This window comes from Brevundimonas sp. ZS04 (assembly GCF_001956865.1).
GTDB classification, from domain to species: domain Bacteria; phylum Pseudomonadota; class Alphaproteobacteria; order Caulobacterales; family Caulobacteraceae; genus Brevundimonas; species Brevundimonas diminuta.
This window is the reverse complement of record NZ_MTHE01000001.1, coordinates 348,608-361,573: the sequence shown is the minus strand read 5'-3', so window position 1 is coordinate 361,573 and position 12,966 is coordinate 348,608. Positions and strand designations below refer to the sequence as shown.

Below are 12,966 nucleotides of genomic sequence, written 5' to 3'. Positions count from 1 at the left end.
GGATGCAGGGGGCGAAAAGATGAGCGGGGCTGAGGCGGCGGCCCCGGTCTCCATGCTGCAACTGGCGGGCGGCGCGATACGGGGAATGTTGCGTGGTGAAACGGGGAGTTGCGACCTACCGAAGGCGGAACTGGCGGCGCAGCCGCTGCGTCTGGATGCCGATGCGATCGGGGCCTACGGACGGCTGTGCGGTTTTGAGGCGGCTCAGGGCGTGCCCCTGACGTGGCCGCATATCCTGGCCTTTCCGATGCATTTGCGTCTGATGATGCGCCCCGACTTTCCGTTTCCCTTGGCGGGCTTGGTGCACCTGCATAATCGCATTCGCCAGTATGCGAGGCTGAGGCCGGACGAGGCGTTGAGTCCGCATGTCCGCTTCGGTCGCCTGATGTCGCATGAGCGCGGGCAGGCGTTCAGCATCCTGACCACGATGGGGCGGGACGGCGTGGTCGTCTGGGAGGCCGAGAGCCTTTATTTGAAGCGCGGCGGCGCTGGGTGCGGCGCTGCGGCGCCGGAGATGGAAGCGGCGGCCAAAATGACGCAGCATCAGTCTTGGTCGCTTCCTGGTGATCTGGGGCGTCGATATGCGCGGGTGTCCGGGGACGCCAACCCTATTCATACCTCTGCACTTGGGGCGCGGCTGTTCGGCTTTCCGCGCGCCATCGCCCATGGCATGTGGACCCAGGCGCGGGCGCTGGCCGTCCTGACGCCGCCCGATGGGCTGGAGGCGGCCGAGATCGAGGTTTCCTTCCGCACTCCGCTGCTGCTGCCCGGCGCGGCGGCGTTGTTCACGGCGCCGAACCAACGCGATTTCGAGGTGCGCGATCCGACGGGCGAGCGCCTTCATATGCGAGGACGCCTGAGCGCCCTGGCCCCATTGGAGATCATCGTCTGATGCTGACCCTGTCCTCGCCGCGCCGAGTCGCCATCATCGGCGCCAATCGTATTCCCTTCGCCCGGTCGAACACCGCCTACGCCGAGGCGTCGAACCAGGACATGTTGACAGCAGCCCTGCAGGGCCTGATCGACCGCTATGACCTTCATGGCCTGCGGCTGGGCGAGGTGGCGGCGGGCGCTGTGCTTAAGCTCTCGCGGGACATCGCTCTGACGCGCGAAAGCGTGCTGGGGACGACGCTGGGCCACGACACGCCTGCTTATGACGTGCAGCAGGCCTGCGGCACTGGCCTGGAGGCGGCCATACTGGTCGCCAATAAGATCGCTCTGGGCCAAATCGAGGTCGGGATTGCGGGCGGAGTGGACACCACTTCGGATGCGCCGATCGCCCTGAATGAAGGCTTTCGCCGCGCCCTGTTGGCGGCCAATCGCCAGAAGTCGACGCTGGGACGGCTCAAGGCCCTGTCGCGAACGGGATTGACTGCGCCTTTCCGGCCTGAGCCGCCGCGCAACGCCGAGCCGCGCACGGGCCTGTCGATGGGCGAGCATTGCGAGCTGATGGCCAAGCACTGGGCCATCCCGCGCGAGGAGCAGGACGCCCTGGCGATCCGCAGCCATCGCAATATGTCGGCGGCCTATGAGGCGGGACTGTTCGACGAGATGGTCTCTCCCTTCAACGGGTTGAAGCGCGACAACAATCTGCGGCCTGATATTGACCCGGCCAAGGTCACGGCGATGAAGCCGGTCTTTGATCGTGAGAACGGCACGCTGACGGCCGCCAATTCCACCCCGCTGACGGACGGCGCCTCGACAGTGCTGTTGGCCAGCGAGGAATGGGCGAAGGCGCGGGGACTGCCGATGCTGGCCTGGATGAGGGCAGGCGAGACGGCGGCCGTGGATTTCGTCAGCGGCGAGGAAGGCCTGCTGATGGCGCCTGCCTACGCCGTGCCGCGAATGCTGGCTAAGCTGGAACTGACGCTTCAGGATTTCGACTTCTATGAAATCCACGAGGCCTTCGCCGCCCAGGTGCTCTGCACCCTCAAGGCTTGGGAAAGCGACGACTATGCGCGCACCCGGCTGGGGCTGGATCGGGCGCCGGGCCCCATCGACCGGGAGCGGTTGAACATCCACGGCTCGTCTCTGGCGGCGGGGCATCCGTTCGCGGCAACGGGCGGGCGTATCCTGGGCAATCTGGCGCACATGCTGAACCGGGCGGGCAAGGGGCGCGGCCTAATTTCAATCTGCGCAGCCGGGGGGCAGGGCGTCGTCGCCGTGATCGAGAAATGAGCGTGGCGCTGGATGTGACGCAGACCGACGCCGATCGCCTGTGGGCTGAGCGATTCTGGACGCGCGCCTATCGACCCGACGTGCCGGCGACGATCGACGACGAATTGGCGCAGTGGTCCTCGGTCGGCGAATTGTTCGCGGCGGACGCCCGAAAATATGCGGACCGCGTCGGCTTCGTCAGCATGGGTTCGGGCGTGACCTATGGGCGGACGCTTTCGGAAGCGCGAGCTTTTGCGGCTTGGTTGCAGGCCAAGGGCGTGCGGCCCGGCGACCGGGTGGCGTTGATGATGCCGAATTGCCTGCAGTATCCGGTGGCGCTGTTCGGCGTGCTGTTCGCCGGGGCGGTGGTGGTCAACGTCAACCCGCTCTACACGCCGCGCGAGTTGCAGCATCAGCTCAAGGACAGCGGCGCGGTCGCCATCGTCGTGATGGAAATGTTCGCCGCCACTCTTGAACAGGCGATCGTGGGGACGGACATCCGCCATGTCGTCGTCACGGCCATGGGCGACATGATGGGGCCGGTGAAGGGGACGGCGATCACCGCCCTGCTGCGCCATGTCGAAAAGCTGGTGCCTAAGTGGTGCGTCCCGCAGGCTGAACGCTGGCCCGCCGTGATGCGTCGGGCGCGGCGACTGTCGCTGAAGCCGGTCAAGACGAAGGCGGAAGACCTCGCCTTCCTGCAATATACGGGGGGTACGTCTGGCGTGGCCAAAGGAGCCATGCTGACCCATCGGAACATCATCGCCAATGTTCTGCAGGGGCGCGCCTGGATCATGGCCCAGATCCCTGAGGATCAGGTGGTGGGCAATGTCACCATGCTGCCGCTCTATCATATCTTCTCCCTAACGGCGAACCTGCTGATGTTCGTGGGCGTGGGCGGACGCAACATCCTGATCGCTAATCCGCGCGATGCGAAGCGGGTAGAGTGGGTGCTGAGGAAGGAGCGGTTCGCGGCCTTTACCGGCCTCAACACCCTGTTCGCCGGGTTGCTCAAGAATGAGGCCTTCCGTGATCGCGACTTCTCGGATCTGCGCCTGACCGTGGCCGGGGGCATGGCGACTCAGGCGTCGGTGGCCGAGGCTTGGCAGAGCGTGACCGGCGCGCCGCTGATCGAAGGCTATGGCCTGACCGAAACCTCGCCGGTGGTCTGCATCGGCTATGTGGATATCGAGCGGCCGGAGACGATGGGCTTCGACGGCACGGTCGGGCTTCCTGTGCCTTCTACCGAGGTGCGGATGCGGCGCGATGACGGAAGCTGGTGCGGGCTCGACGAGCCGGGCGAACTGTGCGTGCGCGGCCCCCAGGTCATGCGCGGCTACTGGAACCGACCGGAGGAGACGGCCAAGGTCCTGTCGACGGACGGCTGGTTGGCGACGGGCGACGTGGGCGTGATGCAGGCGGACGGGCGGGTGCGTCTGGTCGACCGGATCAAGGACATGATCCTGGTTTCCGGCTTCAACGTCTATCCGAACGAGATCGAGGATGTGGTGGCGGCCCACCCCCTGGTGGACGAGGTAGCGGCTGTCGGCGTCCCCGACCCGGTGCAGGGCGAGCGGATCAAGGTGATCATCGTGCCGCGCTCGTCCGAGCTGACAGAGGCGATGATCGTCGCCCACTGCCGTGAGCGGCTGACCGCCTACAAGGTGCCGCGCATCATAGTCTTCCGCGAAGAGCCCCTGCCCAAGACCAATGTGGGCAAGGTGCTGCGCCGCGACCTGCGTGACTAGGCCAAGCCCGGCTTTCTGCGCGTGATCAGGAAACCGAAGCCCGCCGCCAGCGGGAACATCAGCACGCCATAGACGGCGCCGGGCAGGGTCATCTCGGGGCTGTTCAACACCGACTGAGCGATGACGATGGCCAGGGTGGCGTTGTGCAGCCCGACCTCAAAGGCGCTGGCGACGGCCTGCGGGCGCTCGATCTTGAGCAGACGCGGCACGCCGTAGCCGACGCCCAGGCTGAGCAGGCAGAAGGCCACGGTCACGCCGGCAAGTCCGCCGATCTGGCTCATCAGAACGTGGAAGCTGGAGGCGGCGGCGCCGAGGATCACCAGCACGAGGATCAGAATGGAGGCGATGCGCACCGGCTTGTCCATAGCGGCCGCGAAGGCGGGCCGCCATCCGCGCACCAGCATCCCCAGCGCCACCGGAGCCAGCACGATCATGAAGACCTCGATCGTCTTCCTGAACTGCAGGCCGACATGCAGGTCGCCCGGCTGAAAGAAGGCGATCGCCAGATTGACCACGACCGGCAAGGTCACCACGGCGATGACCGAGTTGATGGCCGTCAGGCTGATGTTCAGCGCCACATCACCCCGGAACAAATGGCTGTAGAGATTGGCCGTCGTCCCGCCGGGGGAGGCGGCCAGCAGCATCATGCCGACCGCCAGGACGGGCGGCAGGCGGAACAGCAGCACCAGCCCGAAGCAAATGACCGGAAGCAACAGCAACTGGCAGGCCAGGGCCACGCCGGCTGCCTTGGGCCTCCGGGCCACGCGGGCGAAGTCTGCGGGCGTCAGTCCGAGGCCCAAGCCGAACATGATGATGCCCAGCGCGACGGGCAGGCCGATGGTGGCCATTGCAGAATCCATGCGTCGTTTCTCCCCGTGCGCCAGATGGCGGCGCGATTGTCCCTCTTAGGCCTGGCCCGCCAGCGCGCGCCCCGCCGCCCGTCCCGAGAATATGCAGCCGCCCAGGAAGGTGCCCTCCAGCGCATTGTAACCATGCAATCCGCCGCCGCCGAAGCCCGCAGCTTCGCCTGCGGCGTAGAGTCCTTCCAGCGGCGTTCCGTCCGGCGTCAGCACGCGGCTGGACAGATCTGTCTGCAGTCCGCCCAGCGACTTGCGCGTCAGGACGTGCAGCTTGACGCCGATCAACGGCCCGGCCGCCGGGTCAAGCACCCTGTGCGGCGCAGACGTGCGGGCCCAACGATCGCCGCGATACCGCCGGCTGTTGTGAATGCCCTGAACTTGCGCGTCCTTGGCGTAGGGATTGGCCATCTGGGCGTCTCGATCCTCGATCTGGGCGCGGATCAGGGCGGCGTCCAGCAGCGGTCTGTCGGTCAGGCCGTTCATCCTGCCGACCAGCGTATCCAGGTCGTCTGCGACCACGAAGTCGGCGCCCTTGTCGCGGAAGGCGGCGACTTCTCGCGGCGCGGCTTTGCCTAGGCGTGAACGCAGGACGCCCAGAAGGTTGCGGTTGGTGATGTCCTGGTTCTGCTCCGAGCCCGACAGGGCGAACTCCTTGGCCATCATGGTCTCGGTGACGATGAACCAGGAGTGGTCATGCTCGGCCAGATCAGGAGTGGTCCGCAGATATTTCAGCGTGGCGATGGTGTCGTAGCCGGGCAGGGCCGGGAAGGGCAGGCGCCGCCCCAGGGCGTCGAACCACAGAGGCGACGGTCCCGGCAGGATGCGGATCGCATGGTCGGGCCAGATCGGCGCCCAGTTCCGCACGCCCTCCACATAGTGCCACATGCGGTCCCGGTTCACGAGTCGCGCGCCAGCCCTGGCCGCGATGTCCAGCATCCGCCCATCCACATGGGCGGGCACGCCGGTGATCATGCGTGCCGGCGGCGCGCCCAGCCGCTCGGGCCAATAGCGCCGGACCATCTCATGGTTGCCGCCGATGCCGCCGGTCGCCAGGATCACGGCGTCGGCTTTGAGGGTGAAGTCGCCGATGACCTGGCGATTGGAGGGGGCGCCTCGCGGCGCGTCGTCGGGCGCCAGAGTCACGCCGGACACCCCCTTCACGCGCCCGGCCTCGACCAGCAAATGATCGACGCGATGGCGATGATAGAAGATCAGTCGACCAGACTTGGCCGCCTCTCGCACACGACAGGCGAACGGTTCGGATACGCCGGTTCCCGTGCCCCAGGCGACATGGAAGCGCGGAACGGAATTGCCGTGACCGAGCGCCTTGCCCGCGCCGCGTTCGGCCCAGCCGACCATGGGCGTCAGTTTGATGTCGTGTCGGCTGAGCCAGTCGCGTTTTTCTCCGGCCGCGAATTCCACGTATGCGCGGCCCCATTGCACCGCCCACTCATCTTCAGCCAATGGCGCGCCCAGGCGATCCCAGCCGGCGCTGCCCTGCCAGTCGCGCCACGCCAGGTCCAGGCTGTCACGCACGCCCAGCCGCCGTTGTTCGGGCGAGTTCACCAGGAACAGGCCGCCGAAGGACCAGAATGCCTGACCGCCTAGGTTGGCGGCATTCTCTTGATCAACCAGGGCGACGTACTTGCCCGAGCGGGTCAACTCGTGTGCGGCGACCAGCCCTGCCAATCCTCCGCCGACTATAACGATGTCCGTGTTCATCGGCCTGCACCCCAAAAAGATAATACGCTCTGATCATTACTAACAATAATGTCAGCGAAAGGAAAATAGTTTGAACAATGTGATGCCTGGGTCTGCGCTGCATTGCGCAAGATAAGCGACGCAGCTGCAAAAGCTTCCGCTACGTCATCGAACAATGATGTAAGTAGTGTATTGACAGGTCAGTGAATAGATGGAACGTGTGGCCTTAGTCCTGCGGTCGCACCGTCCAACCGTGAGATGATAAATCGGGACGGGGGAAACGTGTCGGCGCGCCTGGGGAAGGGCGCTCGATGTCTGGGGAGATAAGTTTCATGGCTTCAGCGGCCTGTAATCGCGCGCGTCTGGCTGTCACCGCGTCTGCCGTTGTTCTTGCTGTAGCGGCCGGCCCCGCTCTGGCTCAGGACGTCGCGCCGTCACAGGAAGCAACCACCGTCGGCGACATCATTGTTACGGCCCAGAAGCGTGAACAATCGATTCAGGACGTGCCGATCGCCGTGACGGCTCTGTCGGCGGAAAACCTTGACGCCATGAAGATCGAGGGCGGGTCGGAATTGATGCGGGCGATCCCGAACGTCAGTTTCTCCAAGGCCAACTTCTCCATGTACAACTTCTCGATCCGCGGGGTCGGGACTAAGGCGATTTCGGCCAGTAGCGACCCGGCCGTGGCGGTCAGTTTCAACAACACGCCGTTGATCCGAAACCGTCTGTTCGAGCAGGAGTATCTGGATGTGAACCGCGTCGAGGTGCTGCGCGGGCCACAAGGTACGCTGTATGGTCGCAACGCTACCGGCGGCGTGGTCAACATGATCCCAAACCTGCCGGGCTTTGACTTCGAGGGTTTCGTCAAGGGCGAGGCGGGCAACTATGACACCCGGCGCATGTCGGCCATGGTCAATGTACCGATCACCGACACCTTCGCCGTTCGTCTAGCCGGATCGGCGACCAAGCGCGACGGGTTCGACTACAACAGCTTCAACGACACCCAGGTGAACGACCGCGACATGTGGTCGACGCGCTTTTCAGCCCTTTGGGAACCGACGGACCGCTTCCGCACCAGCTTTATCTGGGAGCATTTCGAGGAAGACGATCAGCGTTCCCGCACGGGCAAGCAGTTGTGTACGCGGGATCCGGGGCCGACGCGCGTGGGTGCGGTCAATATTACTTCCGACCTGATCCGGAACCGTCTGAGCCAGGGATGTCTGCCCGGCTCGCTCTATGATGACGCGGCCTATGGCGCGCCGAACGGCGGCGCGTTCGCCCATATTTTTCTCGCCGCCACGTCATTTGGCTATGATGCTTCGAGAAGGCTGGTGGTGGGCGTGCCGCTTGGAACGGACCCTTATGCAGGTTTGACCCAGTCACGGAACTTGCGAGAAGTAGCGACCAGTTATGACCCAATCTTTCGGGTCAAGAACGATGTTTCGCAATTTAATGTAGAGTATGACTTCAGCGATAAACTGAAGCTGATATCTCAAACCGCGTACTCGAAGGATGGTTACTATTCAACTCAAGACTATAATAGATTTGTTTCAAATCCTATATTCAACAGCACTGACAATCTTTTTGATATTAATGGGCAGCCTATAGTTAACTCTCCTTTGCCTGGTGGTTACTATACAGATCCACAACTAGGTACATCCAATAGGATGATTTCTGCAGACTTGAGTAAGTCTGACAATCGTCAATGGACTCAAGAGCTAAGACTTCAATCAAATCTTGATGGAAGATTTAATTTTAATATCGGTGCTAATTATTTGGATTTTAAATCCAATGATGATTACTACGTTTTTAATAACGTTTTTACTTTCTTGGCTGAATATTATTACAATAATGTTGTAGGTGCTCCTGTAAATCAGGGGCGTGTTACGCAGCCTTGTACGCCTCAAACTCCAAAAGAATGTGTCTATGTCGATCCGACGCCTATCAGTCAGTTGGCTGGCGACGGGCACAACTACTTCCGTAGCAAGAATGTTGTTCATACACGTTCCTGGGCGGTCTTCGGCGAGGGGTATTGGGATCTGACGTCTGACCTGCGGCTGACGGCGGGGTTGCGTTACACCGATGATCGCAAGATCAGCACGCCCTATCCGAGCCAACTCCTTCTGGGTGCGGATCGCGGCAATCCGGGACCGTCGTCGGGCGGTTATGTCAGCCGTGGCTATCCGGCGCTGCCGGACGTCAAGCAGCAGTGGGGCGCCCTGACCGGGCGACTGGTGCTGGACTGGAAGCCGGTGACGCCCTTTACGGACGACACCCTGATCTACGCCTCCTACGCTCGGGGCTATAAGGGCGGCGGCGCTAACCCGCCTCGCGTCGACATCAATCCGTCGGTCATCCAGTATCAGCCGTTGGCCGAGTTGTTTGAGCCGGAATACGTCAACGCTTTTGAGATCGGAACGAAGAACTCCTTCCATGATGGAAAAGTGCGGTTGAATCTGACCGCCTTCTATTACGACTACACCGACTATCAGGTGTCGCAGATCGTCGATCGTATCTCGCTGAACGAGAACTTTGATGCGCGCATGATGGGATTGGAGCTGGAAACGGTGTTCCAGCCGACGCCTAACCTGCGCTTGGATGCGAACATCGGCTATCTGGACACCAAGATCGGCGATGGTGAAGGTTCCATCGACGTTATGAATCGAACCCAGGGCAATCCTGACTGGATGGTGTTGCGGCCCTGGCTGCAGGTGCCGTCGAACTGCATCGCGCCGACCAAGCATGTCGAAAAAATCTTAGGTACGGCGTTTCCAGAGATTACGAAGACGCTCGCGCTTCAGGCGCTGTGCGGCGGTTCGCTTCGCACGGGGACGTTTGATCCCAACTACACCTCCAGCGTTCCCTTCTGGCGTCTGTTCGGCATCACCTACGATCCATTCAAGGATGCGCCGAACGGGGGGCGTGGTTTTGAGGCGGATCTCAGCGGCAATGAGCTGCCCAATGCGCCGAACATCACCGCCAACATCGGCGCCCAGTACACATTCTTCCTTGGAGATTGGGATCTGACGCTGCGCGGCGATTACTACTATCAGGGAAGCAGTTATTCTCGCGTCTATAATACGCAATATGATCGCCTGAAGGCATGGGATAATGTTAATGTCAACGTTACGCTGGAAAATATGTCGAGCGGCTTGGTTTTCCAAGCGTACGTCAAGAATCTGTTTGACGACGCGCCAATCACGGATGCCTTCACGAATAGTGATGATACTGGTTTGACGACGAATGTTTTCACGCTTGATCCTAGATTGATAGCTGTAAGCGTAAGTAAGAGATTCTAAGTTTAAATCCTACGCCGCCATCTTTAATAAGGTGGCGGCGCTTGTTGTTGTGATTTATAGAATTTAAAGTGAATAATATAAAATTAATCATATTTATAATTTGACTTACATCTGTTTCAATTGTCTTGTGTCTTCGTCACCATTAACTGGTGAAATATTTGGGAGGAGATGACATGTTTAAAGCTGCTTCTATTGCTTCAGCCGCCGTTCTGGCCATCGCGGGCTTCGCCGCTCCGGCCATGGCGCAATCGATCAGTCCAGCCGGTACGTCTTTTGTCTTGTCAGGCGCCTTGACCCTTGAGCAGTCGACGACCATCAACTGTAACGTGTCGCTGAACGGGACTGTGGCTGCTGACGGTAGTTCGGCCACTATCACCGGCGGCAGCTTCAGCCCAGGCGACTGGCAGTGCGGCCTGCTGGTCTCGCCGTCGGGCTTCCCCTGGACGATCACGCCCAACGGAGGTGGTTCGATCACCATCACCAACATCGGCGCCAGCTCGATCCTGGGCAGCTGCAATGGCGTCATCACGACGAACTGGAACAATGGAACCAGTAGCGTGTATTTCCCTACTTCCACTATTCCTGGTTCGCCGAACCCGTGCAAAATCACGGGCACGCTGACGAGCTCGCCGGGCCTGACAATTTCCTGATCATGCCTGATGGTGCGGTCGTCTTTTCCATGACTGCATCGTTTCCGACGCCGGGGGTTCGCAAGAGCTCCCGGCGTTTCTTTTGTTTAGACGCTGATAGTTCAGCAACAACGTATCTATCTGAACCCGACGCCTGATATGAATTAGCCTTCAGGCGAGGTGCTGCGTACGACGGAGTATTGAATGCTGTTGTGGCTGCCCTTGGTCAGTCTAGCCGTCGTGGGGCAGACGGAGGTCGCGCAGACGGAGCAGGGCCGCGCCACCGTAGCGAGAGCTGCAGCCGATCAAGCCGCGCGCCAAACTCTAGAAGAACCGGTCAGGGTCGATGACGTGGAAGTTCGCGGTCGCCGCGGCGCAGCCTTGGTCCCGCCCGAGGTCGAGCTGGACGGCGTAGAGATCGACGCCTTGGGCGCTTGGGACATCAGCGAGGTTCTGCAGCGGCTGGGTCAAGCATATGGCGTCGGCGAAGCGCCTATGGTTGTCATCAACGGCAAGCGCGTCGCCAATCCCGGCGCCTTCACCGGTTTCCCACCGGACGCCCTTATTCGGGCCGAGGTGCTGCCTGCCGAGGCGGGGGCCCTTTATGGAGGCGCGCCGGGGCAAAGGGTGGTGAACCTGGTCTTGCAGCGGCAGTTTCGAAGCCATGACGGTCAGGTATCCGGACAGCGGCCGACACAGGGCGGACTGTCGTCGCTGGCAATTGATCTGCGCCGCTCGTCGATTAATGGCGAACGGACCTTGCAGATGGGCGCGCGCGTTTTGCGCGACACTGCTCTGCGTGCCGATGAACGCGATCGAGGGGAAGGCGAGAGGCTTGCGGGTGACGTGGTCACCCTGCGCCCCGGCGTCGATCTGGCTGCGGTGAACCTGACTGCGACGCGCCCGCTCGGCGAATGGTCGTCTGTGGTCAGTTTGAACGGTCAGGCTAGGGAAAGCTCGTCGCGCGTTCGCTTCGGCGACGAGATCGTTGCGAGTCTGAGGCGAAATAACAGCCTGGGCGGAGCTTTCGGACTCAGCGGCGAGGCGAAGGGGTGGTGGGTCCAGGTGAATGCGACTGGCCAGGCGTCGCGAGCGCGCGAGAGCGGCTTTGGCGATACACGTGGTGAAAACCGCATGATGGGCCTGAGCGGATCCGTCGGGCGGACGTTGCTGGAACTGCCCGCCGGTCCCCTGGTCGCCAATTTCAACGGCAATTTCATGGATAGTCGCTCGACGGTCGAGCGCGAACAGGGCCGCGCAACAAGCCGCTTTCAGACTCGGGAGGCGAGGGGCTCTTTGGCCGTTCCGCTGGCCAAGGCGGGCGCGCGTGAAGGCGTGTTGCGGGGCTTAGGCGATCTGCTGGCGACGGTAGGCGGCGGCGTTCGGGACACGGGCGCAGGATCCGGCGATGAGATGAGCGCGGCCTTGACCTGGGTTCCGCGTCAGAAGGTGCGCCTTAATGGCCTCTGGTCCGCTGCGAACGACGGCATTTCGAACAATCTGAGGTCCGAGCCCCTGTATCATGACACGCCGCGAGTAGTGTTCGACTTCCGCAACGGCCAAGCGGTGGAGATCGTACCGATCATGGGAGGAAACCCCGACTTGCGACAGCCGCGCTCGGAGCGTCTTTCGCTGACGACGTCGCTGGGACCGTTCACGCGGTGGAGTCTATCCGCCAACCTGGGCTATCAACGCGACAGGACGACGAACGGGGTCGGCTCCCTGCCAGACCTGACAGAGGATGTCGAAGCGGCCTTTCCAGAGCGATTCCGTCGAGATCTGGATGGGCGGCTGATCTCTGTTGATTATCGCCCGCTTAACTTCGGCGCCAACCTGACGGAAGGCCTGACCAGCAGTTTGAACTTCAATCTGCCGCGCCCCTCTGGGGCTGTTGGCGACGAAGCGACGATTCTGCGGGTGTCGCTAAGTCATAGCTATCGTTTGCGCAACACGTTGTCGCTGGCGAACGGACTCCCTGAGCTGAATCGACTGAAGGGAGACGGGGGCGGAGTGTCGAGGCAGGACGCGCGTTTGCTGATCGATGCACGACGCGGGCGTTGGGCGCTAAACGCTTCAGCGCGATGGCAAGACGGTTATCGCACGCGACGGTTGAGTGGCGCCGATGGGCCGACGGACTTGCTGTTGAAGCCATTCGCATCAATGGATTTGAAGCTGAGTTTTCAGATGGCCTCTACTCGCGCGGCATCCGCCGTTGATGCTGAAGCGATGCGCCGAAGGGCTGGGGGCCTGCAAGTGAGCCTGGAGGTTTCAAATCTGTTCGATGAAAGGCCTCAAGCACATCTAGGTGATGGTGCGTCAGCGCCTGGCTATGGCCGGGATGCACAAGACCCCATCGGTCGCGCAGTGCGGTTAACGTTGCAGCGGCGCTTCTGAACACCTTCAGCGCATTCGCCGCAACACCATTGTCAACGACGAAAAACCGAATCGCCCAAGCTGGGCGCTATCTGCCGCTTTTCGACGAAGTTTTTATGGGGGAAGGATTTCAATCCCCCGAGTGGCTCCGCTTCGCGGAAGCTTTTCGAACTATCTGCCTTCTGCCAAATCGAGAAGT

8 protein-coding genes are annotated in these 12,966 nt (G+C 61.8%); 6 read left to right on the top strand and 2 right to left on the bottom strand.

From position 1 onward, the window contains the following. Window positions 1–19 precede the first annotated feature (19 nt). From BJP32_RS01710 to BJP32_RS01700, 3 genes are read left to right on the top strand one after another with little or no spacing between them, the layout of a single operon-like run. On the top strand, window positions 20–892 hold the full coding sequence (locus BJP32_RS01710) for a MaoC/PaaZ C-terminal domain-containing protein (protein ID WP_046654067.1): 873 nt from the start codon (window positions 20–22) through the stop codon (window positions 890–892). Further along, on the top strand, window positions 892–2,178 hold the full coding sequence (locus tag BJP32_RS01705) for an acetyl-CoA C-acetyltransferase (RefSeq protein ID WP_046654066.1): 1,287 nt from the start codon (window positions 892–894) through the stop codon (window positions 2,176–2,178). The genes BJP32_RS01710 and BJP32_RS01705 overlap by 1 nt, the downstream gene beginning before the upstream one ends. Beyond that, window positions 2,175–3,905 carry an AMP-binding protein gene (locus tag BJP32_RS01700; RefSeq protein ID WP_046654064.1) on the top strand — a complete coding sequence of 577 codons (1,731 nt, stop codon included), beginning with the start codon at window positions 2,175–2,177 and terminating at the stop codon, window positions 3,903–3,905. Before BJP32_RS01705 ends, BJP32_RS01700 begins: the two co-directional genes overlap by 4 nt. On the opposite strand, the gene BJP32_RS01695 is transcribed toward BJP32_RS01700, so the two are convergent. Beyond that, on the bottom strand, window positions 3,902–4,765 hold the full coding sequence (locus tag BJP32_RS01695; protein ID WP_046654062.1) for a bile acid:sodium symporter family protein: 864 nt from the start codon (window positions 4,763–4,765) through the stop codon (window positions 3,902–3,904). The two genes, BJP32_RS01700 and BJP32_RS01695, sit on opposite strands and share 4 nt — an antisense overlap. Before the next feature lie 45 nt (window positions 4,766–4,810). After that, window positions 4,811–6,487: an FAD-binding dehydrogenase gene (locus tag BJP32_RS01690; RefSeq protein ID WP_046654060.1), complete on the bottom strand. Its 1,677-nt coding sequence runs from the start codon at window positions 6,485–6,487 to the stop codon at window positions 4,811–4,813. Between the two features lie 311 nt (window positions 6,488–6,798). On the opposite strand from BJP32_RS01690, the gene BJP32_RS01685 reads away from it, so the two are divergent. The 3 genes from BJP32_RS01685 (at window position 6,799) to BJP32_RS01675 (ending at window position 12,788) form a co-directional block, all read left to right on the top strand. Beyond that, window positions 6,799–9,765 carry a TonB-dependent receptor gene (locus BJP32_RS01685; RefSeq protein ID WP_003165229.1) on the top strand — a complete coding sequence of 989 codons (2,967 nt, stop codon included), beginning with the start codon at window positions 6,799–6,801 and terminating at the stop codon, window positions 9,763–9,765. A 173-nt stretch (window positions 9,766–9,938) separates the two neighbouring features. Continuing rightward, window positions 9,939–10,415, top strand: a complete 477-nt coding sequence (locus BJP32_RS01680) for a hypothetical protein (protein ID WP_003165228.1) — start codon at window positions 9,939–9,941, stop codon at window positions 10,413–10,415. A 183-nt stretch (window positions 10,416–10,598) separates the two neighbouring features. Continuing rightward, the gene (locus BJP32_RS01675) at window positions 10,599–12,788 is read left to right on the top strand and encodes a TonB-dependent receptor (RefSeq protein WP_076222620.1); all 2,190 of its coding nucleotides are present in this window, start codon (window positions 10,599–10,601) and stop codon (window positions 12,786–12,788) included. The last annotated feature ends 178 nt before the right edge of the window (window positions 12,789–12,966 follow it).